The organism is Sporosarcina aquimarina (genome assembly GCF_033253705.1).
GTDB lineage: Bacteria > Bacillota > Bacilli > Bacillales_A > Planococcaceae > Sporosarcina > Sporosarcina aquimarina.
The window spans coordinates 223,989-245,775 of record NZ_JAUBDH010000002.1 but is presented as its reverse complement, the minus strand read 5'-3'; the positions used below and the strand labels follow the sequence as shown (position 1 = coordinate 245,775).

At 41.4% G+C, this 21,787-nt stretch carries 19 protein-coding genes; all 19 read left to right on the top strand.

What is annotated here, in order from left to right:
• The first annotated feature begins 1 nt into the window (after position 1).
• The 19 genes from QT716_RS03840 (at position 2) to miaA (ending at position 21,758) form a co-directional block, all read left to right on the top strand.
• Positions 2-964, top strand: a complete 963-nt coding sequence (locus QT716_RS03840) for an ABC transporter permease (protein WP_317934583.1) — start codon at positions 2-4, stop codon at positions 962-964.
• 177 nt (positions 965-1,141) lie between these two features.
• Positions 1,142-2,431, top strand: coding sequence for an EF-P 5-aminopentanol modification-associated protein YfmF (yfmF, locus tag QT716_RS03835; RefSeq protein WP_317934582.1), 1,290 nt, complete (start codon positions 1,142-1,144; stop codon positions 2,429-2,431).
• A complete protein-coding gene (yfmH, locus tag QT716_RS03830; RefSeq protein WP_317934581.1) occupies positions 2,424-3,722 on the top strand; it encodes an EF-P 5-aminopentanol modification-associated protein YfmH in 1,299 nt (432 codons plus the stop codon). The genes yfmF and yfmH overlap by 8 nt, the downstream gene beginning before the upstream one ends.
• Positions 3,719-4,453, top strand: a complete 735-nt coding sequence (ymfI, locus tag QT716_RS03825; protein ID WP_317934580.1) for an elongation factor P 5-aminopentanone reductase — start codon at positions 3,719-3,721, stop codon at positions 4,451-4,453. The genes yfmH and ymfI overlap by 4 nt, the downstream gene beginning before the upstream one ends.
• Before the next feature lie 135 nt (positions 4,454-4,588).
• On the top strand, positions 4,589-5,386 hold the full coding sequence (locus tag QT716_RS03820; RefSeq protein WP_317934578.1) for a DUF3388 domain-containing protein: 798 nt from the start codon (positions 4,589-4,591) through the stop codon (positions 5,384-5,386).
• A gap of 18 nt (positions 5,387-5,404) precedes the next feature.
• Positions 5,405-6,301, top strand: a complete 897-nt coding sequence (locus tag QT716_RS03815; protein WP_317934577.1) for a helix-turn-helix domain-containing protein — start codon at positions 5,405-5,407, stop codon at positions 6,299-6,301.
• A gap of 93 nt (positions 6,302-6,394) precedes the next feature.
• The gene (pgsA, locus tag QT716_RS03810) at positions 6,395-6,973 is read left to right on the top strand and encodes a CDP-diacylglycerol--glycerol-3-phosphate 3-phosphatidyltransferase (protein ID WP_317934576.1); all 579 of its coding nucleotides are present in this window, start codon (positions 6,395-6,397) and stop codon (positions 6,971-6,973) included.
• A 14-nt stretch (positions 6,974-6,987) separates the two neighbouring features.
• Positions 6,988-8,232, top strand: coding sequence for a competence/damage-inducible protein A (locus QT716_RS03805; RefSeq protein WP_317934575.1), 1,245 nt, complete (start codon positions 6,988-6,990; stop codon positions 8,230-8,232).
• A gap of 172 nt (positions 8,233-8,404) precedes the next feature.
• A complete protein-coding gene (gene recA / locus QT716_RS03800) occupies positions 8,405-9,460 on the top strand; it encodes a recombinase RecA (protein ID WP_317934574.1) in 1,056 nt (351 codons plus the stop codon).
• Between the two features lie 260 nt (positions 9,461-9,720).
• Positions 9,721-11,277, top strand: coding sequence for a ribonuclease Y (gene rny, locus QT716_RS03795; RefSeq protein WP_317934571.1), 1,557 nt, complete (start codon positions 9,721-9,723; stop codon positions 11,275-11,277).
• Positions 11,278-11,336: 59 nt separating this feature from the next.
• Entirely contained in the window at positions 11,337-12,134 is a 798-nt protein-coding gene (locus tag QT716_RS03790; RefSeq protein WP_317934570.1) for a TIGR00282 family metallophosphoesterase, read from the top strand.
• Between the two features lie 88 nt (positions 12,135-12,222).
• Positions 12,223-12,501 carry a stage V sporulation protein S gene (locus QT716_RS03785; RefSeq protein WP_039041983.1) on the top strand — a complete coding sequence of 93 codons (279 nt, stop codon included), beginning with the start codon at positions 12,223-12,225 and terminating at the stop codon, positions 12,499-12,501.
• 161 nt (positions 12,502-12,662) lie between these two features.
• The gene (gene miaB, locus QT716_RS03780; protein WP_317934569.1) at positions 12,663-14,189 is read left to right on the top strand and encodes a tRNA (N6-isopentenyl adenosine(37)-C2)-methylthiotransferase MiaB; all 1,527 of its coding nucleotides are present in this window, start codon (positions 12,663-12,665) and stop codon (positions 14,187-14,189) included.
• The gene (locus QT716_RS03775; protein ID WP_317934568.1) at positions 14,189-14,623 is read left to right on the top strand and encodes a RicAFT regulatory complex protein RicA family protein; all 435 of its coding nucleotides are present in this window, start codon (positions 14,189-14,191) and stop codon (positions 14,621-14,623) included. Before miaB ends, QT716_RS03775 begins: the two co-directional genes overlap by 1 nt.
• Before the next feature lie 46 nt (positions 14,624-14,669).
• Complete coding sequence (cotE, locus tag QT716_RS03770; protein ID WP_317934948.1) at positions 14,670-15,269, top strand: outer spore coat protein CotE; 600 nt, start codon at positions 14,670-14,672, stop codon at positions 15,267-15,269.
• 124 nt (positions 15,270-15,393) lie between these two features.
• Positions 15,394-17,958: a DNA mismatch repair protein MutS gene (mutS, locus tag QT716_RS03765; protein ID WP_317934567.1), complete on the top strand. Its 2,565-nt coding sequence runs from the start codon at positions 15,394-15,396 to the stop codon at positions 17,956-17,958.
• A gap of 16 nt (positions 17,959-17,974) precedes the next feature.
• The gene (gene mutL, locus QT716_RS03760) at positions 17,975-19,870 is read left to right on the top strand and encodes a DNA mismatch repair endonuclease MutL (RefSeq protein ID WP_317934566.1); all 1,896 of its coding nucleotides are present in this window, start codon (positions 17,975-17,977) and stop codon (positions 19,868-19,870) included.
• 17 nt (positions 19,871-19,887) lie between these two features.
• A complete protein-coding gene (locus tag QT716_RS03755) occupies positions 19,888-20,802 on the top strand; it encodes an alpha/beta hydrolase (RefSeq protein WP_317934565.1) in 915 nt (304 codons plus the stop codon).
• Positions 20,799-21,758, top strand: coding sequence for a tRNA (adenosine(37)-N6)-dimethylallyltransferase MiaA (miaA, locus tag QT716_RS03750; RefSeq protein ID WP_398292443.1), 960 nt, complete (start codon positions 20,799-20,801; stop codon positions 21,756-21,758). Before QT716_RS03755 ends, miaA begins: the two co-directional genes overlap by 4 nt.
• Positions 21,759-21,787 lie beyond the last annotated feature (29 nt).

Below are 21,787 nucleotides of genomic sequence, written 5' to 3'. Positions count from 1 at the left end.
GATGAGTACTATACTTGGAGTTTTGTATATCATCGTGCCTTTATCAATTGCGTATGCTGCGCCTCTGATTTTCACCGCTATCGGTGGTGTGTTCTCTGAGCGGTCTGGTGTTATTAACATCGGATTAGAAGGGCTTATGGTAATGGGTGCGTTCGTAGGAATTGTTTTTAACTTATTTTTTGCTGATACATTTGGCGCATGGACGCCATGGATATCAATATTAGCAGCAATGCTTGTTTCGGCGATATTCTCGCTAATGCATGCAGTCGCATCCATTACTTTTCGTGCAGATCAGGTTGTATCTGGTGTAGCGATCAATTTACTAGGTATCGCGATTGCACTTTTCTCAGTGAAAATGATTTTTGGAAAAGGACAAACGGATTTCATCCAAAAGAAGATTCCCCGGTTTAACATTCCTTATCTAGAGGATATACCGGTATTAGGACCTATGTTTTTCAAAACAGTTTATGGATCTTCAATTTTAGCGATTGCAGTTGCTATACTTGCATGGTTTGTCATTTTTAAGACTCCATTCGGATTGCGTCTTCGTTCTGTTGGGGAACACCCAATGGCCGCAGATACAATGGGAATTAAAGTTAACCGAATTCGTTATCTTGCTGTAGTTATATCTGGTGGTCTTGCGGGTATTGGCGGGGCTGTCTATGCACAAACGTTCACAAATGACTTTGGTCATGCAACGATAAACGGTCAAGGTTTCATGGCATTAGCCGCTATGATTTTTGGTAAATGGCATCCAATTGGAGCCATGGGTGCTGCCTTGTTCTTCGGCTTTGCTCAAGCGTTGGCAATCAGTTCTTCTGGGATACCGTTTATGGAAAATGTACCTTCTGTATTCTTGTATATTTTACCCTATGCGCTTACGATTATTGCTCTGGCCGGATTCATCGGAAAAGCCAATGGACCGAAAGCAATTGGGGATCCGTACATCAAAGGATCACGATAATCATAACCCGCTTGGAATGTCTGTATCTGAAGACATTCCAAGCGGGTTTTTAAATCCATTCACTTGTATGAAAACGTTTGGAAATGTATAGTGAAGTTGGAAAGAAGCATACTAATAAAGGGCTCTTGCAGCTTGAGAAACCTAATGTACGTATCCTATAGATTGAGGTGTTTTTGTATGTTCCAAAAAACAGAACTTCAGTCTGGTGTGAATTTATATACGCGACAGACTGCACAGTTTAAAACAGTGAGTCTAGCGATTAAATTCACGGCACCATTAACTGAAGAAACCGCAGCAGCACGCACCGTGCTTGCCAATGTACTTGAAGATTCAACCGCTCAGTATCCAACGCGCACCAAGCTTCGTCAAGCGTTAGAAGAACTGTATGGAGCTGTATTCTATACAGATACAGGAAAACGTGGAAATGAACATATCCTGACGGTTTATGCAGAGTGTGTCAACGAAGAGTATTTGCGCAATCCAGATGCAGCCGTTTTTGAACAGCTGTTGTCTTTAGTAACAGAAAGCTTATTTGCCCCCAACTTAGTGAACGGGGAGTTTGACCAAGCGATAGTGGAAAGAGAAAAACAAACTGTCATAGATCGTATCGGATCTGTTTATAACGACAAAACGCGATTTGCGAATAAGCGGATGCTTGAACTCATTCGTTCTGGAGAACCGGCTTCTCAATCTGCCTATGGGACAGAACAGTCCGTTTCAACTGTAACCGGCAAATCACTTAAGGACACATATGACCGGATGTTGAAAGAAGATACAATCGATATTTATATCCTGGGAGATGTTGATACGGATCAGTTGACTGACCGTGCACACACATTATTACCTTTCGCGTCGGGCTCACGTAAAACAGTGTCAGATTTAAAAAGTTCTGAAGGAAAAGGCAATGTAGTCCCAAAACATATTCGTGAAAAGCAAGACATGAAACAAGGAAAGCTGAATTTGGCATATAGCACACCGGTAACTTTCAAGCATCCCGATTATCCTAAAATGCAGATGATGAACGGCGTACTTGGCGGCTTTGCTCACAGTAAACTGTTTATCAATGTTAGAGAAAAAGAAAGTCTCGCTTACTATTGCTCTAGTTCTTATGCCTCTCAATATGGGTTGCTCTACATTATGTCAGGGATCGACGCAAATGAAGAGGAAAAGACTGCGAAACTGATCGAAGAACAAATTGATGCAATCCGAGAAGGATCTATCACTGACTTGGAAATCCATCAAACGTTGTCTCTTCTATCTAACAGTATCCGCAGTGCATTTGACTCTGCAAAAGGGCAAATTGAAATATACGATCAATATAAGTTGTTGGATGAAGATTTCTCTGCAAATCAACTTATTGAAAAGTGGAAAATGGTTACAAAAGAAGATATTCAAAATATGGCGTCAACATTGACGAAAGAAATCACGTATCTTCTTTCTGGACGGGAGGCAATCGATCATGAATAAAATTCACTTTGAACAGTTGCAGGAAACGTTGTATCATAAGCAACTCGCGAATGGTTTAAACGTATACGTACTTCCTAAAGAAGGGTTTTCGAAAACCTACGTTACATTTACAACGAAGTATGGTTCAGTGGACAGAACTTTCATTCCGCGCGGTGGAAATGAGCTGGTTACGGTTCCCGATGGAATTGCGCATTTTTTAGAGCATAAGATGTTTGAGAAAGAAGAAGGCGATGTGTTCCAAAAGTTTAGTGAAAATGCGGCAGCCGCAAATGCATTTACTTCTTTCACACGCACATCCTATTTGTTCTCTTCAACAACAGAACTGTATGAAAATACGAAGACATTACTGGATTTTGTTCAGCAGCCTTACTTCACTGAAAAAACAGTTGAAAAGGAAAAAGGAATCATCGCACAAGAAATCACAATGTATGATGATCAGGCGGATTGGCGTCAATACTTCGGAACGATTGAAAACTTATTTGAAAACCATCCTGTACGAATAGACATTGCTGGCACAGTTGAGACAATACAAGATATAACAGCAGATCATTTATATCAGTGTTATGAAACATTTTACCATCCCTCAAATATGGTGTTTTTCGCTGTAGGTAATGTAGATCCTGAAGAAATGCTGAAGTTTGTGGAACAAGACCAGCTAGTAAAAAGTTTTGAAGATCCAGAACCGATTGTCCGCAGTTTCCCCGAAGAACCGGATCACTCGGATGAAAAGCGCAAAGAACTTTTCATGGATGTATCTAAACCTAAACTAATGATTGGTTCCAAATGTAGAAATACAAACATGTCTGGAAAAAACATGCTTATTCGTGAATTGGCATCGGATGTTACATTGGATATATTGTTCGGCAGGTCTTCTGACTTCTTTACGGAAGCATATAATCAGGGCTTAATTGATGAATCTTTTTCTTATGAATTCAATCTTGAAAATGGATTCGGATTCGCAGCGATTGGATCAGATACTGAAAAACCAGAACAGTTGGAAGAGCTCATTTTGAGTGTTTTGAATGATGCGAAAAATAATTGGGCAATCACAGAAGAGCAACTTGAAAGAATACGTAAAAAGAGAATCGGGTTATTCATGCGGGCTCTTAATTCACCTGAATACATTGCCAATCAGTTTACGCACTACAATTTCAATGACATGAATTTATTTGACGTAGTCCCAGTTTTAGAAGGACTGACGCTTGACCAATTAAAAGAAGCCTTTAATGATTTTTACTACGAAGATGGACAGACTGTCATGACAATTCGTCCAACGGAGCAGTCCAAGTGAGTACAGAACGCCGGGCCCTTGTGCTCGGTGCATCTGGAGGAATTGGAGAAGCTATATGCACGAAGTTAGCTTCTGAAGGCTGGTCATTGTATATGCATTATAATCATGGTGAAAAAAAAGTGAAAATGCTTCAGGATAAGCTTATCAAAAAGTATCCTGAATCGATGTTCAAATGTATGCATTGTAATTTTGAGGAATTAGGTGCAGCGGAGACTCTTGCAGATCAGATAAAAGGAATACAAGCGATTATCGTAGCGAATGGTCAATCGATGATGAAACTACTGACAGAAACATCAGAAGCGGATATGGAATCACTGTGGCGGGTCCATGTTCAAGGTCCAATTCGGCTGATTAGTTTACTTTCTGGTGACTTAAGGTCGTTCACTGCGTCGTACGTTGTGTTCATAGGCTCTATCTGGGGCAATACGGGTGCTGCAGGCGAAGTGTTGTACTCTGCTGTAAAAGGGGCGCAACATGCGTTTGTGAAGGCCTATGCAAAAGAAGCTGCATATGGCGGCGTCAGGGTAAATGCGATAGCACCTGGCTGGATTGAGACCCGAATGAATGAAGAAATCCCAGACGCCGAGAGAGAATTAGTTATGCAGGAAATACCATTAATGGTTCCGGGTCATCCCGAGCAAGTTGCTGATTTTGTCTCTTTCTTAACAAGTGGAAAAGCTGACTATATGACTGGGGAGGTCCTAAAGTTGAATGGCGGCTGGTATATATGACCAGTTCTGGTTCAAATGGATCTCCTTGTTTTAGTTTTCACTTTCACTCAAGCTCCAATTCAGCTATTATAGAAACTAAGCTGTTTGTTTTACGTCCTGTCCAATGAATGGTGTATAGACTAAGGAGGGATTCCATTGGGTGAGTGGTATCTGGAATATAATCTACAAGTGAATCGTCCCGGACTTTTGGGGGATATTGCTTCTTTGTTAGGAATGCTCCGAGTCAACATTGTCACCATCAACGGAGTAGATGGAAATACCCGTGGTATGCTAGTACGAACAGAAGACGATGATCAGATTAGAAGATTTGAGCTGATTGCTTCTACTATGGAGCAAATTGAGATTCGTAAAATCAGAGAACCTAAGCTGCGCGACGTTCTTGCAGTTCGACATGGACGATACATTCATCGGAATTCGGAGGAGCGCAAAACATTTCGATTCTTGCGTAGTGAATTAGGTATTTTAGTCGACTTCATGGCAGAAATCTTCAAACAAGATGGTCATAAGCTGATAGGCATACGAGGTATGCCTAGAGTTGGTAAAACAGAATCAGTTGTGGCTGCCAGTGTCTGTGCGAATAAGAAATGGATTTTTCTATCTTCTACGATGATAAAGCAGACAGTCCGAAACAGTTTGATGGGCGATGAATTTTCAAAGGATAATATCTTTATTTTAGACGGAATTGTAACGAGAAAAGCTGAAGACGAACGACATATGCAATTAGTTCGCGAAATGATGCGACTTCCTTCTACAAAAGTTGTAGAGCATCCAGATATGTTCGTTCAGCACTCAGAATATTCTATTGAAGACTTTGATTATATTATCGAACTGCGTAATACCCCAGAACAAGAGATTACATATGAAGTCATCGAGAAAAACGAGATGAATTCTGGCCGTGATGGCGCAGGCGGCTTTGGGATGTTCAATTTTTAAAACAGGCAGGTGATAAAGTTGTCCGAATTAGGCAATCGTCTAAAAGAGGCGAGAAATGCAAAAGGCTACACCTTGGATGACTTACAAGCAATTACGAAGATTCAGAAACGGTATTTAGCTGGTATTGAAAATGAAGATTACAGCATCATGCCAGGATCATTTTATGTTCGGGCATTCATCAAACAATATGCCGAAGCTGTTGGTCTTGATGCACAAGAAATGTTGTCACTTTATCGTGAGAACGAATCCTCAGTACAAATGAGGGAGGAAGAAGTTCAACGCAGTGCTCCGCAAATATCTCAGAAGCCGAGTTACATGAAATCTAGCGGTTTTAATGAAGTCTTGCCGAAAATTATCGCTGCTTTGTTCATTATCGTCATTCTTGTTGTCGTTATTTTCCTTTACAAACATCAAGCAGATACTCAAAACAATGATGAAGCTGAAACATCCAATGAAATCACAGTTGATCAGAAACCAGATGATCAAAATGCAGGGGAAAGTTCGGATACAGATGGTGAAGATGCAAATTCAGCAGAAGATGCAGAAAAACCTGAAGAACCTGCAGAGGAATCGAAAGAAGAAAAGCCAGAACAAAAGCTTACCCAAGCAGCTGTCAATGGTGCAACAACGACTTTCACTTTAGAAAGTGCTGATGCCTTCAAATTATCTGTTAAAGTGAAAGAAGGCGGAGAATCTTGGATTGGCGTCACAAATCCAAGTGGCCAAGAACTTCTTAAACAAGGTGCTCGGGTTATGAAAAATGGTGAAGCAGAAGAACTGGACCTGTCAGACCAACAATCTGCCAGAATTCGAGTCGGTCGCACACAGTTTACAGAGATCCTTGTAAACGGACAGCCACTTGCTTATCCGAATGACGCTGTTACTCAAAATATTATTATTGAATATAAAAAATGAAATAGTCATCTGCCAAGATGACTATTTTCTTTAAGTCCTGCTGTTCAGCAGGATTTTTCAAAGAGTAAATTTACTTTAAAGGAGCGTTGTCTTATGAACTTACCTAATAAAATTACAGTTTCACGTGTCTTACTAATTCCGGTATTTATCGTGTTCATGCTAGCTGACTTTGGAATGGGGAAACTTTCAATCGGAGGGACGGAGTTATCGGTTGAACAATTCATTGGCGGACTGCTGTTCATCTTCGCTTCAGTTACCGATTGGTTAGATGGATATATTGCCCGCAAGTATAATTTAGTTACAAACATGGGTAAGTTTTTGGATCCCCTGGCAGATAAGTTATTAGTCTCTGCTGCTTTTATCATCTTGGTTGAATTTGGATTAGCACCTTCTTGGGTTGTGATAATTATCATAAGCCGCGAGTTCGCAGTTACGGGGTTACGTTTGTTGTTAGCAGGTGAAGGTGAAGTAGTGGCTGCTAACCAACTAGGTAAAATTAAAACAGTAACTCAAATATTAGCAATTTCTTCTTTGTTGTTAAATAATGTTTTCTTTGAAGCTATCCATGTTCCGTTTGGTACAATCATGTTATATATTTGTCTATTCTTTACAGTTTGGTCAGGTGCTGATTATTTCATGAAAAACAAAAATGTATTAACGAAGTCCATGTAAGGGAGATTATTTCTATGCGTGCTGAAATCATAGCAGTAGGATCAGAATTGTTACTCGGTCAAATTACAAATACAAACGCTAAATTCATCTCGGCTTTACTTGCTGACAATGGAATTGATGTTCATTATCAGACAGTTGTGGGAGATAATCCACAAAGATTAGAAAATGCGATTCGCATAGCGGAGGATAGAGCCGATCTAATTATCTTTTCGGGAGGACTCGGCCCAACTAAAGATGACCTGACTAAAGAGACCATCGCGAAACACATAGGTGCCGAACTTATTTCAAACGAACATGCGCTGCAGTCCATTCAAGCTTATTTTGAACGGACAGGCAGGGAAATGACAGAGAACAATAAAAAGCAAGCACTTGTTCTTTCAGGTTCGACTGTACTTGAAAATCGGTTCGGAATGGCACCGGGAATGGCAGCCAAAGCAAATGATAAAACATACATATTGCTTCCGGGGCCTCCTCACGAAATGGAGCCGATGTTTAGGAATGAGGCTATCCCGTTTTTGCAACATGCTATAGGCAGCCAAGATATAATTGTATCAAAGGTCGTTAAGTTCTATGGAATCGGTGAAGCTGAACTTGAACATCGAGTACAAAAACTATTGGAAGCACAAACGAATCCAACAATCGCACCTCTAGCCTCTAAAGACGCTGTCACATTGCGATTAACTGCTAAAGCGAATACTGCGGACGCGGCTCAGCAATTAATAGAACCAGTTCTAGCTGAACTATACTCACAAGTGGGGCAATACATCTACGGGACAGACGAAGATACACTGTCTTCTAAAGCGGCTTCTCTGTTAACCGAAATGCGCCTAACTATCTCAGCTGCGGAAAGTTTAACTGCTGGTCTTTTTACTGCACTGCTTGGTGATGAGCCTGGTATCAGTTCTTCCTTAAAGGGCGGGATGATTGTATACACGCGCGAAGCGAAAGTTAATCAGCTGGGTATCGATGAAAAATTACTCGATGAGCATGGAGTGGTTAGTTCAGAATGTGCGGAAGCGTTGGCAGAAAAGGTTAGGGAACGTTTTCAAACTGACATAGGAATTGGACTGACAGGTGCAGCCGGGCCAGATCAGCATGATGGAGCTGCAGCTGGTACCGTTTGGATAGGTGTTGCTAAAAATGGACACTCAAAGTCTTTCCAGCTTAGATTATCGGGATCACGAAATTCCAATCGGTTACGGGCAGCTAATTACGCTCTCTACTATCTCATTCGCGACTTAGAATCTAACTCAATTTAAAAATACGGATTTTATCACTTATTCTCAATTAAAATTCGAATTCAGGTGAAATTCTCAATTAAAACTAGAATTCAATTAAAAAATCGAATACTCGTTCGCTTTTTTCTTGTTTCTTTTTCTCGAAAAGAGTATACTAGAGATAGTTAGAAAACACCTTGAAGGAGGAATTTTTTTGAGCGATCGTAAATCAGCATTAGATCAGGCACTTAAACAAATAGAAAAACAGTTTGGTAAAGGTTCAGTTATGAAACTTGGCGAAAAGACGGATAGGGAAATCGCGACTTCCTCTACTGGTTCACTCGCATTAGATTCCGCACTTGGAGTTGGCGGATATCCTAGAGGGCGCGTTATTGAAATATACGGGCCTGAAAGTTCAGGTAAAACAACTGTTGCACTTCATGCGATTGCAGAAGTACAAGCTAACGGCGGTACAGCTGCATTTATCGACGCAGAGCACGCATTGGATCCTGTCTATGCACAAAAGCTTGGCGTGGATATCGATGAACTTCTATTGTCACAGCCAGACACAGGAGAGCAGGCTCTTGAAATTGCCGAGGCACTCGTACGAAGCGGCGCTGTCGAGATGATTGTTATTGACTCTGTAGCTGCTCTTGTACCAAAAGCGGAAATCGAAGGCGAAATGGGAGATTCGCACGTTGGTTTACAAGCACGCTTAATGTCACAAGCGTTACGTAAATTATCTGGTGCTATCAATAAGTCCAAAACGATTGCAATCTTCATTAACCAGATCCGAGAAAAAGTAGGCGTCATGTTCGGAAATCCTGAAGTTACACCGGGTGGGCGTGCGCTTAAATTCTATTCTTCTGTACGTTTAGAAGTTCGCCGTGGTGAAGCAATTAAACACGGAAATGAAATAATGGGTAACAAAACGCGTATTCGTGTTGTTAAAAATAAAGTGGCTCCGCCCTTCCGGACAGCTGAAGTCGACATTATGTATGGAGAAGGAATTTCAAAAGAAGGCGAGATCGTTGACTTAGGTGTCGAGGTAGAAGTCGTCCAGAAGAGCGGTGCTTGGTATTCTTATGAAGGTGAGCGTATGGGTCAAGGCCGCGAAAACGCAAAACAATTCCTTAAAGAAAATACTGCAATCCGATCTGAAATTTCCGACAAGATCCGTAGCAGCTATGGCTTGACGAGCGATAACTATGTGATTGCTGCGCATGATGACGATGAAGATGAATTAGAACTTTTTGACGAAAAAGAATAATTTAATACGAGCGATACTAAAACCAGCATTCTCTGAAAAGGGATGCTGGTTTTTAAGTGAAATCTACTTTTATTTGGCTCTTCCTTGAACCTGGTTAGAATGGAAGAATCATCTCTTCTCCCGTCTTGACATGGGAATATGACACCGATACAATTAGAATTGTATAATTCTCACCATTTGAAAAGAATTTGGCAGTATATTGCTAGCTGATGTACAAGCCGACTGAAAATGAAAAAAATAAGCAAGAGGAGGTGACCTGAATGGGTATTTATATCATCTCCGCTTTGCTCGGTCTCATCGTCGGTGCAGTTGTTATGTTTTTCTACAACAAAAACGTGAATGAATCAAAAGTGACAGGTGCAAAGCACTCCGCTGAAACAATTATTGATGAGGCGAAGCGCGAAGCGGAGGCAATGAAAAAAGAAGCACTTCTTGAAGCGAAAGATGAAAATCACAAATTGCGTGTTGAGGCAGAAACGGAAATCCGTGAACGAAGATCAGAACTTCAGAAACAGGAAAACCGTATTTTGCAGCGGGAAGAAAATATGGACCGTAAAGATGACTCTCTCAACAAACGAGAAGCAAGTCTGGAGCGTAAAGACGATGCGCTATCCGGAAGACAACAGCATATTGAAGAGATGGAGCGCAAGGCGGAAGAACTTGTTGCCAAACAGCAGACAGAGCTTGAGAAAATTTCAGCTTTGACGCGTGATGAGGCGAAACATCTAATCCTCGATGATGTGGAAAGAGAACTTTCTACAGATATCGCAGTGATGACAAAAGAATCCGAACAACGTGCAAAAGAAGAATCAGAAAAGAAAGCACGTGAAATTCTATCTCTTGCCGTTCAACGGTTTGCAGCAGATCATGTTGCAGAAACGACTGTATCCGTCGTCAATCTGCCAAATGATGAAATGAAAGGCCGTATCATAGGTCGTGAAGGACGGAATATCCGTACGCTGGAAACATTAACAGGAATCGATCTAATCATTGATGATACTCCTGAAGCAGTTATTCTGTCTGGTTTCGATCCAGTTCGACGTGAGATTGCGAGACTAGCTCTTGAAAAACTGGTAGCAGATGGACGCATTCATCCAGCTCGAATTGAAGAGATGGTGGACAAGGCTAGACGGGAAGTCGATGAGCTGATCCGGGAAACTGGAGAACAAACGACATTTGACATCGGTGTTCACAATTTACATCCAGACCTTATTAAGATTTTAGGTCGCTTGAAGTTCCGTACAAGCTATGGCCAAAATGTTCTTAAACACTCGACAGAGGTTGCTTACCTGGCTGGCTTATTAGCAGCAGAGCTTGGCGAAGACGTCACATTAGCGCGTCGTGCTGGTTTACTTCACGATATCGGTAAGGCAATTGACCATGAAGTAGAAGGCAGTCACGTCCAAATTGGTAAAGAACTTGCAGTCAAGTACAAAGAGCATCCTGTAGTGATTAATAGTATTGCGTCACATCATGGTGACGAAGAAGCGACGTCTGTAATTGCAGTGCTCGTTGCAGCAGCAGACGCACTATCAGCTGCTCGCCCAGGGGCACGCAGCGAGACACTTGAAAACTACATCCGACGTCTCCAAAAACTAGAGGAAATCTCTGAGTCTTATGAAGGCGTTGAAAAATCATTTGCGATTCAAGCAGGTCGCGAAGTACGAATCATAGTACGGCCTGATGTCATTGACGACATTACGGCTCATCGATTAGCACGCGATATCCGAAAGCGGATTGAAGAGGAATTGGATTATCCTGGTCATATCAAGATTACCGTTCTGCGTGAAACACGGGCGGTTGAGTACGCAAAATAAGGAAAAAGGGCTCCTGCTAATTGCCGGGAGCCTTTTTCTTTTGGAAACGAGGAATAAAGATGAAGATTTTGTTTATTGGAGATATCGTTGGTTCACCTGGGAGAGACATGGTGTTTGACTATTTACCGCGTTTGAAACGCAAGTATCAACCGGATGCTGTCATAGTGAACGGAGAAAATGCGGCTTCTGGAAGGGGAATCACAAAGGCGATTTTTGATGATTTACTTCGGGCGGGGGTAGATGTTGTGACGATGGGAAATCATACGTGGGATCATAAAGAAATATATGATTTTATCGACGAAACCGATTCACTCATACGTCCTGCAAACTTTTCAGACGAAGCACCTGGTCAGGGAATGACGTATATAGATCGTGGTGGTGTTACATTAGCCGTACTTAACTTACATGGCAGAACATTTTTACCTCCCCATGACGATCCTTTTAAGAAAGCAGACGAACTTATTAAAGAAGCTAAAGAAAGAACTCCTCTCGTTTTTGTTGACTTTCATGCAGAGGCGACAAGCGAGAAAATTGCAATGGGCTGGCATTTAGATGGTCGTGCTTCAGGAGTTGTCGGTACACACACACATGTGCAAACAGCGGATAGCCGCATTTTACCTGAAGGTACTGCCTACATTACAGACGTTGGTATGACAGGGCCATACGATGCAATTCTCGGGATGAAGAAAGAAGATGTCATCTACCGTTTTCAAACAAATATGCCTGTTCGTTTTCAAGTGCCTAAACAAGGAAGAGCCCAACTGAATGGCGTTATTATTGACATCAATGACCAAACAGGACGCGCAAGTTCGATTGAACGAATCATGATCAATGAAGATTCTCCTTTTAGACCATAATTCCAGCGTCTAATTGTTGTCTTACCTTCATAGGATGGTGCATGGAGAACTGCATTCCATACACCATATTAAACAAGGAGGAAGAATCATGAATCCATTAAAAGTATCTTCTCGCTCGAATCCTAACTCAGTAGCAGGCGCTCTTGTTGCAGTGATTAGAGATCAGGGGTTTGCTGAAATGCAGGCGGTGGGGGCAGGAGCCTTAAATCAAGCGGTAAAAGCAGTCGCAATTGCTCGTGGATTTGTAGCTCCAAGCGGAAGTGATTTAATCTGTGCACCGGCTTTTGCAGATATTGAAATTAATGGAGAGGGTCGCACTGCTCTCAAATTATTTGTTGAAAAAAGAACAAGACAGCAATCTTTATGAATCTAAAAACTGCAGAGGTGTTCTCTCTGCAGTTTTTTTCTGTGACAAATGGGGGACAATCCCTTATCTTGATATACAGACGTGAATTGCTTCAGTATAATAGAGGTTACCTACTGTTTGGTTTCGGCAAGCATGAAAGAATCAAGAGAGGGGAAAATCATATGAATGAAGAGCAACGCCTTGCAGGTCAAGCACCTACAACTAAAGAAAAAGATTATAGTCAGTATTTCCAATCAGTTTACACGCCTCCATCCTTAAAGAATGCGAAGAAACGCGGGCGTGAAGAAATATCCTACCACGACGACTTTTCAATAGATGAACAATTTCGTGGTATGGGACAAGGCAGAACATTTTACATACGTACTTACGGTTGTCAAATGAACGAACATGACACGGAAGTAATTGCGGGAATATTAGTGGGGCTTGGTTATGAACCAACAGAGACTGTGGATAATGCAGATATCGTTTTACTTAATACATGTGCAATTCGAGAAAATGCTGAGAATAAAGTATTCGGTGAACTGGGGCATTTAAAGCCGTTAAAGCTCGAGCGTCCTGATATGCTAATTGGTGTTTGTGGCTGCATGTCTCAGGAAGAATCTGTTGTAAACAAAATCTTAAAGACTTACGATCAAGTCGATATGGTATTTGGGACACATAATATTCATCGGTTGCCTGAAATCTTGAGAGAAGCTTACTTATCAAAAGAAATGGTCGTAGAAGTATGGTCTAAAGAAGGAGATATCATTGAAAACCTGCCAAGAGTCCGTAAAGGCAATATAAAAGGCTGGGTCAACATCATGTATGGATGTGACAAATTCTGTACGTATTGTATCGTGCCTTATACGCGCGGTAAGGAACGTAGTCGACGGCCCGAGGATATCATTCAAGAGGTCCGGCAATTAGCAGCTGCTGGTTATCAGGAAATCACCTTATTAGGGCAGAACGTGAATGCATACGGGAAAGACTTTGAGGACGGTGATTACCGTTTAGGTGACCTAATGGATGATTTGCGCAAAATAGATATCCCACGCATTCGTTTTACCACTAGTCATCCTCGTGACTTCGATGATCATTTGATTGAAGTACTTGCTAAGGGCGGGAATTTAGTCGATCATATCCATCTTCCTGTTCAATCAGGCTCTAGTGAAATCTTGAAAATTATGTCTAGGAAATATACACGGGAACACTATTTGGAACTTGTCTCAAAAATTAAGCGGGCAATCCCGAATGTGACACTTACTACGGATATAATTGTTGGATTCCCAAATGAGACAGATGAACAATTTGAAGAAACTATTTCGCTTTATAAAGAAGTAGGATTTGACATGGCCTTCACTTACATTTATTCTCCAAGAGAAGGAACACCTGCTGCAAAGATGCAGGATAATGTACCAATGCAAGTGAAAAAAGAACGTCTTCAGAAATTGAACAAAGTAGTGAATGATTTTTCCGCAGAGGCTATGAAGCCGTATCAAGGGAAAGTTGTGAACGTATTGGTTGAAGGTGAAAGTAAACGAAATAAAGATGTACTCTCTGGTTACACAGAGAAAAGTAAGTTAGTAAACTTCCGAGCACCTGCCAGTGTAATTGGTAAAATTGTTCAAGTTCGCGTAGTAGAGGCGAAAACTTGGTCATTAGACGGGGAGTATATCGGAGTACAAGAAGAGGAAAAGGTGATGTCATAATGGAAAAAGTATATACGAAACAAGATATTATTGATAAGGCAAGAGAGATTGCCCACATGATCGCGAATACAGAGCAAGTAGAATTATTTAAAAAGACAGAATCTCATATTAACGAAAATACGAAAGTACGTGAAAAGATAGCAAGCTTGAAATCTTTACAAAAACAAGCAGTAAACTTCCAAGAGTACGATAAAGAGCGTGCACTCGGAATTATTGAAAAGAAAATTGAACAGATTGAAAATGAAATTAACGAAATTCCATTAGTAATCGAATTTAAACAATCACAAAATGATGTGAACGACTTATTGCAGCTGGTTTCAAATACGATTTCCAATCGTGTTACTGACGAAATCATTGAATCTACTGGCGGAGATGTCTTAAAAGGACAAACTGGTTCTTACGTTCAAAGTACCCAGCCTAAGCCATTAACCTAACTATTTAGTCGGAGGAGATAAATTCTCCTTCGATTTTTTTCACTTTCTGGGCTTCTGTTGCATAGGATGTATAGAAGTCCACGAAGGAGGAAGAAAACTGAAGAATCTACGACAAGTCGTTACGAAGGCAGTAATTGCAAAAGGGAAGCAGCGTACAGAGAAAGAAGTACAGCTGATCCCGCCCAATCGTCCGTCCAGTATTCTTGGCTGCTGGGTTATTAACCACACTCACAGTGCCAAAAAGACTGGGTCTTCCATTGAAGTGACAGGGAAATTCGATGTCAACGTTTGGTACTCTCATCACGATCATTCAAAGACTTCAGTGTTCACAGAGACGGTGACGTACAAAGACAAAATAAGTCTTCGCTACCGAGATGAACCCTCTTCATCAAAAGAAGAGATTCGAGTTGAAGTCTTGCAGCAGCCAAACTGTACAGAAGCGATTATTTCAGACTGTCAGGAAAAGTTCTTAATTAAAGTAGAACGGGAACTGGTTGCAGAAGTAATTGGAGAAACGAAAGTAATGATTACAGTACATCCAAATGACTTTGAAGAAGACTGGTCTTTTGAAGATGAGTCATCTAATCATCAAAGTTATAAAAATGAGAGTGGTTCGAGAGTAGGAAAAGATAGCCCGCCATTTTAAAAGCCGAAGCATGTTTTCGGCTTTTTTTCTTTTTTCTATATTGACAGCCGCATTGCAATCCTAAACGAAATGAACGAACATCTGTTATACTAAACTAATACTATTACGTTGTGAGGGAATTAGAATGATTACATATACGCCTATGATGCAACAATATTTACAAGTGAAATCCCAATATGAAGACGCCTTTGTATTCTTTAGATTAGGTGATTTTTATGAAATGTTTTTCACTGATGCGACAGAAGCATCTCATATACTTGAAATCACATTGACTAGCCGTGAGGGTGGAGAGTCCGGACGAATCCCGATGTGCGGTGTTCCCTACCATTCGGCGCAAGGATACATAGAAACGCTCGTTGGACAGGGTCACAAGGTTGCTATTTGCGAACAAACTGAAGATCCAAGACATGTAAAAGGAATAGTTAAACGGGAAGTAGTAAAAGTGATTACCCCAGGTACAATTACCGAAGGAAAAACGATCGACGCACATTCAAATCACTTTATCGGTTCGTTTGATAGAATTTCAGAAAAACTATGTTCATTTGCCTACGTGGATTTAGCGACTGGAGAGGGAACTGTAGAATTCATTCACGGTGATGAAAATACACTAGCTTCTTCTGTAGAATCACTTGGTATGAAGGAAGTTGTTGTAGACGAACAGCTGCAGCTGATGCTAGGTGACGTGACACATAGCAAAGGAATTGTGCTGTCCATTTGTGATCACGAATTATATCAGCCTCATGGGAGAGAACTTTTTGAGGACATTCCTGAAAAAGCAACGGGGGCATGTAAAAGGCTTGTTACATATCTCCAGCAAACGCAAAAATCCAGCTTAGAACACTTGCAGCCGTTCGATTTTTTAGCGCGGGAAGCTAAGCTGACAATCGATGCCAATTCCATGAGAAATTTAGAACTTGTTCAATCGATTCGAACTGGGGGTAAAGAAGGAACCTTATTCTGGCTTTTAGACGAAACGAATACTGCAATGGGTGCCAGAAAGCTAAAGACATGGATCCGTCAACCACTTGCTGACCAGATTGAAATTGAAAAGCGGCTCGACACCGTTACAGAACTGATGGATGCTTATTTTTTGAGGGACGATCTCAAAAGAGCATTACGGGAAGTGTATGATTTAGAGCGATTAGCCGGAAGGATTTCCATGGGAAGTGCCAGTGCACGCGACCTTGCTCAATTGAGAAATTCATTACGGACTGTTCCTCAGTTAAAACAACTGCTTGCTGAGTCAGAACAACCTTATTTACAGCAGTTTTCACGCGGAATTAACTCGTGTGAAGATCAATGTGAGGTTCTAGAAGGATCAATCGCAGAATCTCCTCCGCTGTCCGCAAAAGAGGGCGGTGTCATTAAGGATGGATTCCATAAACAGTTGGATACGTATCGGGATGCTTCTAAAAATGGGAAGCTCTGGCTCGCGGAATTAGAGCAGGAAGAACGTAAAAAGACAGGTATTAAAGGATTGAAAATCGGATACAATCGAATCTTCGGCTATTATATTGAGATTACGAAGTCCAATTTACATCTTGCGGATTTGACACGGTATGAGCGTAAACAGACATTGGCGAATGCTGAACGGTATATTACGCCTGAACTTAAAGAAAAAGAAGAACTGATTCTAAGTGCAGAATCGGAAAGTTTGGATCTGGAATACAAATTATTTGCTGAAGTGCGAGAGCAAATGAAAGAAGGTATTGAACAGATCCAGCAACTTGCATCGGTTTTAAGTGAATTGGACGTATTGCTCGCATTTGCTGAAATCTCAGAAGCACAAGGATATGTAAAGCCTAAATTTACAGAGGACAAAGCCCTGGAAATTCGAAATGGCCGTCATCCTGTAGTTGAAAAAATGATGGATCACTCGCTATACGTACCGAACAGCTGCAAGTTAGCAGCGGATGCTAATATGCTTTTAATTACAGGACCCAATATGTCAGGTAAAAGTACATATATGCGTCAAGTGGCGTTAACTGTTGTTATGGCTCAAATTGGCTGCTATGTCCCTTGCGAATCTGCATCACTTCCAATAACGGATCAGATTTTCACAAGAATTGGTGCTGCAGATGATCTAGCATCCGGTCAAAGTACATTTATGATGGAAATGCTGGAATCCCAACAAGCGATTGCGAATGCAACTGATCGAAGTTTGCTATTGTTCGATGAAATCGGACGCGGTACTTCTACGTATGATGGTATGTCACTTGCCCAGGCAATGATGGAATATATCCATGATGAAATTGGAGCAAATACGTTATTTTCAACACATTACCACGAGCTGACTTCGCTTGATGAGCAATTGGATCGTCTAACAAATGTACACGTCGCTGCAATGGAACAAGAAGGAAAAGTAGTATTTCTCCATAAGGTTATGGCGGGCCCTGCGGATAAAAGTTATGGAATTCATGTTGCAGAACTCGCTGGATTGCCTCAGGAATTATTACAACGCGCCAGGGAACTATTGGTAGATTTTGAAAACCAGAAAAAGTCTGAAACAGGGAACACGCCATCTAGTGAACAAATTAGCTTTTTTGACTTGCAGACTGAAGAGAAATCCATTGAGCATTCAAGTGAAGAACATGAAATTATTAAGCGTCTTAATGAGATAGATCTTACAAATACGACACCGCTACAGGGGCTGCAGTTATTATTTGACCTGAAAGCTAAACTGACGTAAGGAAGGAGCCGCGACGATGGATATCATAAAGGTGATGGACGAACCGCTAGCAAATAAAATTGCGGCTGGAGAAGTGGTGGAACGCCCTGCGTCCATCGTGAAGGAACTTACAGAAAATGCAATTGATGCAGGCAGTACTTCAATTGAAATCACACTCGAAGAGGCCGGATTAACCAGTATTCGGATTACGGATAATGGCAGCGGAATGACAACTTCGGATGCAGTTCGGGCTTTCGAACGTCACGCAACTAGTAAAATCGTAAACGAGCACGATTTGTTCAGAATACGGACGCTTGGTTTTCGAGGAGAAGCCCTTGCAAGCATTGCAGCTGTTTCAAAAGTGCATCTCTGGACATCTGATGGAGTGAATGGAACCGAGGTGGACATCGAAGGCGGACGAATTATCAATCATCGGGCTGCAGCGCTTAGACAAGGTACGGATATTACGGTTTCACAAGTGTTTTTCAATACACCCGCCCGATTGAAATATATGAAAACAATTCAAACGGAAATCGGACATACGATAGATTTGGTCAATCGGCTTGCAATCAGTCATCCAAAGATTGCATTTAAACTATCGCATGGACCACAAGTATTGCTAAAAACATCCGGTTCCGGTGACTTGTTGCGTGTCTTATCTGATGTGTATGGTATAGCAGTTGCTAAAAAGATGATTCCATTTCAAGCAGAAAATGCGGATTATAAAATTAGCGGGTATGTTACTTTACCCGAGATGACGCGAGCTTCAAAAAACTACATGACTGTGCTCATTAATGGGCGATGGGTGAAAAGTTATGCTGTCAATAAAGCCGTGTTAGATGCACTCCATACGTATTTACCAATTGGCCGCTTTCCAATTGTCGTTCTGCAGGCTGAGGCAGATCCATATTTAACGGATGTAAATGTACATCCTTCTAAGCAGTATATTAAAGTGAGTAAGGAAGGGGAATTACTTGCTGCAGTTCGTGAGGGTGTTCACGCGGCTGTGAAGCGAGCCATAATTGTCCCTGATGCAATTCAAAAAGAGAAAAAGTCAGCGAAAGTTCCCAGTGAACAAACGTCATTCTGGAAGAACGTGGAATATAACTCAAGACCAATGCCAACTCAACAATCTCATACTGTGAGTCCTTACAGTCATGAGGATAAACCAGCATGGACGGTGGAGGAGGTTCCAGCGGATAACGCTCCAACTGACAATCAGACAGTTGAAAGTAAGTTTTATGAACCGCTTGAAGAAAGTAACTCATCTCAAATCTCAAATGAGATTGAACCGACTTCAACTTTAGAAAGTCAAAGTGAACCGTATGACCAATCAGACGTTCAAGCAGCTTTCCCAGAGCTGCTGCCAGTAGGACAAGTTCATGGTACCTATATTGTTGCGCAAAATGAAGATGGATTTTACATGATTGATCAGCATGCTGCACAAGAGCGGATCAAATATGAATACTTCCGGAAGAAAATCGGGGAAGTGAATCATGACGAGCGTCAGATGTTACTCATGCCTTTGATTTTTCATTACTCTGCAGATGAGCAGCTTAAAATTGAGGAACGACTGGATTCACTTGAAGAAGTCGGTGTTTTTCTAGAACAATTTGGTCCTTCGTCGTATACGGTCAAAGAATACCCTTCGTGGTTTCCCGCTGCTGATGCATCCTCAATCATAGAAGACATGATTGAACAAGTACTCAATACAAGACAAATCAACATTGCTAAACTGCGGGAAGAAACAGCAATTATGATGAGCTGTAAAAAATCGATAAAAGCAAATCATTATTTAACGATGGAAGATATGCAGCGTCTTTTGAAAGATTTGGGCAATGCGGAAAATCCTTATACTTGTCCTCACGGAAGGCCGGTATTAATCCATTTCACGACGTATGAACTTGAAAAGATGTTTAAACGTGTCATGTAAAGGAAGGGGGAATTAGGTTGGAGCAGAAACTAATCACTATGTCAGATAGTATGGTTTTAGACACTTACGTACAGGTACCCACTAAAAAGCCGCGTGCTCATATCCATTTTGTACATGGGATGGCAGAGCATATTGGCCGGTACGAAGAAGTAATGATCGATCTTGCGAAGGAGGGGTATGTAGTAACCGGTTTTAACCAACGGGGACATGGCCCATTAGCTCTTGAAAGTCACCAATTAGGTGATTTTGCAGATGGTGTTACTTTCGATAGACTTGTGGAAGATGTGTACGAAGTTATGAATGCTTATAAAACTATCTATCCAGATGTACCAAGAATTCTATTCGGACATAGCATGGGCTCTTTTGTCGCTCGCAGATTCTCACAAATGTATGGAACAGAAATAGATGGCCTAATATGTTCTGGGACAGCTGGTAAACCAGGAGTGACAAGAATTGGCGGTAGTCTCCTGTCCTCAATATTAGCATGGAAAGACGGCAGTCATGCACCTAGTAATATGCTTGATAGCATAGGTTTCGGTGGATATAACAAAATGATAAAAAATCCTGAAACCAAATTCGACTGGCTTTCAACTGATCGAGGAAGTGTTCGAAAATATATAGATGATCCTCTATCAGGAGCGGTCTCTACAAACCGATTTTTCCATGTGTTGTTTAATGGTTTAAAACTGATTAGCACATCGGAAAATTATAGATCTGTTCCTGTACGTCTTCCTGTACTTTTATTTTCAGGCACTGCTGATCCCGTCGGTGACCAGGGAAGAGGCGTATTCGAAGCAGCAAGGCTATTTTCAGAAGCAGGCGTTGATAATGTGACAGTTCACTTGTTCGAGGATGTACGACATGAGTCTCTTCAAGGCCCTTCTAGAGATTCAGTACTTCAAGTGATGAAACAATGGATGAATTCGTTATGACCAATTCTCAAGAGGTATTAGCGATCGCCGGACCGACCGCTTCTGGCAAGACTGCCCTTGCAGTGGGTCTTGCACACTGCTTAGATGGTGAAGTGATTAACGGAGATGCAATGCAAGTATACAGAGGTCTTGATATAGGCACTGCAAAAATTACCGATGATGAAAAGAAAGGCATTCCCCATCATCTTTTTGATATTAAGTCACCTGAAGAGTCTTTTTCAGCGGCAGAATATCAAAAACTTGTCCGTGAAAAAATATCAGAAATACAGTCTCGTGGTAAAGTCCCTATAATTGCTGGCGGCACGGGACTATACATGCAATCCGTTCTATTCGACTATCGATTCACAGAGGCTGCAGCAGATTTGGGAGTTAGAAAACGTTTGGAACAAGAACTGGAACTATCTGGAGCGATACAATTATATGACCGGCTGCAACTGTTAGATCCAGAAAGCGCTAAGAAAATTCATCCCAATAACCATCGTAGACTTGTTCGGGCGTTAGAGATAATTGAAGTGAGTGGAGCCACGAAAGCAGTCCACGAAGCTGACCAAGGATCTACACCTATGTACAATGCGTTCATAATTGGCTTAGAACTGCCGCGTGAAAAGCTATATGCGCGTATTGACCAGCGTGTGGATCAGATGATAAAAAAAGGCCTTTATGAAGAAGTGCAAGGGTTATGGGGACAAGGAATCCGAAATGTACAATCTATACAAGCAATTGGATATAAGGAATTGTACCAAGTGCTTGAAGGAACGATTTCTGAAGAGGAAGCAATAGAGCTAATAAAAAAGAACACGCGTCACTATGCGAAACGTCAAATGACGTATTTCAGAAACAAACTTGAGGTCAACTGGTTCGATGCGACAATTGAAATGAGCACGCTCGCAGAGAAAATATGCAAAGAAGTAAAGGAGATTCATCTTCGCGCAGCGAATACAAAGAGCAGGCATTAATTGCGAAATAGAATTTTGGGGGGTACAAA

Bases quoted from the DNA above. Each gene is read 5' to 3' on its own strand.
- QT716_RS03840 (WP_317934583.1), top strand. From the start codon at position 2: ATGAGTACTATACTTGGAGTTTTGTATATCATCGTGCCTTTATCAATT.
- yfmF (WP_317934582.1), top strand. From the start codon at position 1,142: ATGTTCCAAAAAACAGAACTTCAGTCTGGTGTGAATTTATATACGCGA.
- yfmH (WP_317934581.1), top strand. From the start codon at position 2,424: ATGAATAAAATTCACTTTGAACAGTTGCAGGAAACGTTGTATCATAAG.
- pgsA (WP_317934576.1), top strand. From the start codon at position 6,395: ATGAACTTACCTAATAAAATTACAGTTTCACGTGTCTTACTAATTCCG.
- QT716_RS03805 (WP_317934575.1), top strand. From the start codon at position 6,988: ATGCGTGCTGAAATCATAGCAGTAGGATCAGAATTGTTACTCGGTCAA.
- rny (WP_317934571.1), top strand. From the start codon at position 9,721: ATGGGTATTTATATCATCTCCGCTTTGCTCGGTCTCATCGTCGGTGCA.
- QT716_RS03790 (WP_317934570.1), top strand. From the start codon at position 11,337: ATGAAGATTTTGTTTATTGGAGATATCGTTGGTTCACCTGGGAGAGAC.
- QT716_RS03785 (WP_039041983.1), top strand. From the start codon at position 12,223: ATGAATCCATTAAAAGTATCTTCTCGCTCGAATCCTAACTCAGTAGCA.
- miaB (WP_317934569.1), top strand. From the start codon at position 12,663: ATGAATGAAGAGCAACGCCTTGCAGGTCAAGCACCTACAACTAAAGAA.
- QT716_RS03775 (WP_317934568.1), top strand. From the start codon at position 14,189: ATGGAAAAAGTATATACGAAACAAGATATTATTGATAAGGCAAGAGAG.
- mutS (WP_317934567.1), top strand. From the start codon at position 15,394: ATGATTACATATACGCCTATGATGCAACAATATTTACAAGTGAAATCC.
- mutL (WP_317934566.1), top strand. From the start codon at position 17,975: ATGGATATCATAAAGGTGATGGACGAACCGCTAGCAAATAAAATTGCG.
- miaA (WP_398292443.1), top strand. From the start codon at position 20,799: ATGACCAATTCTCAAGAGGTATTAGCGATCGCCGGACCGACCGCTTCT.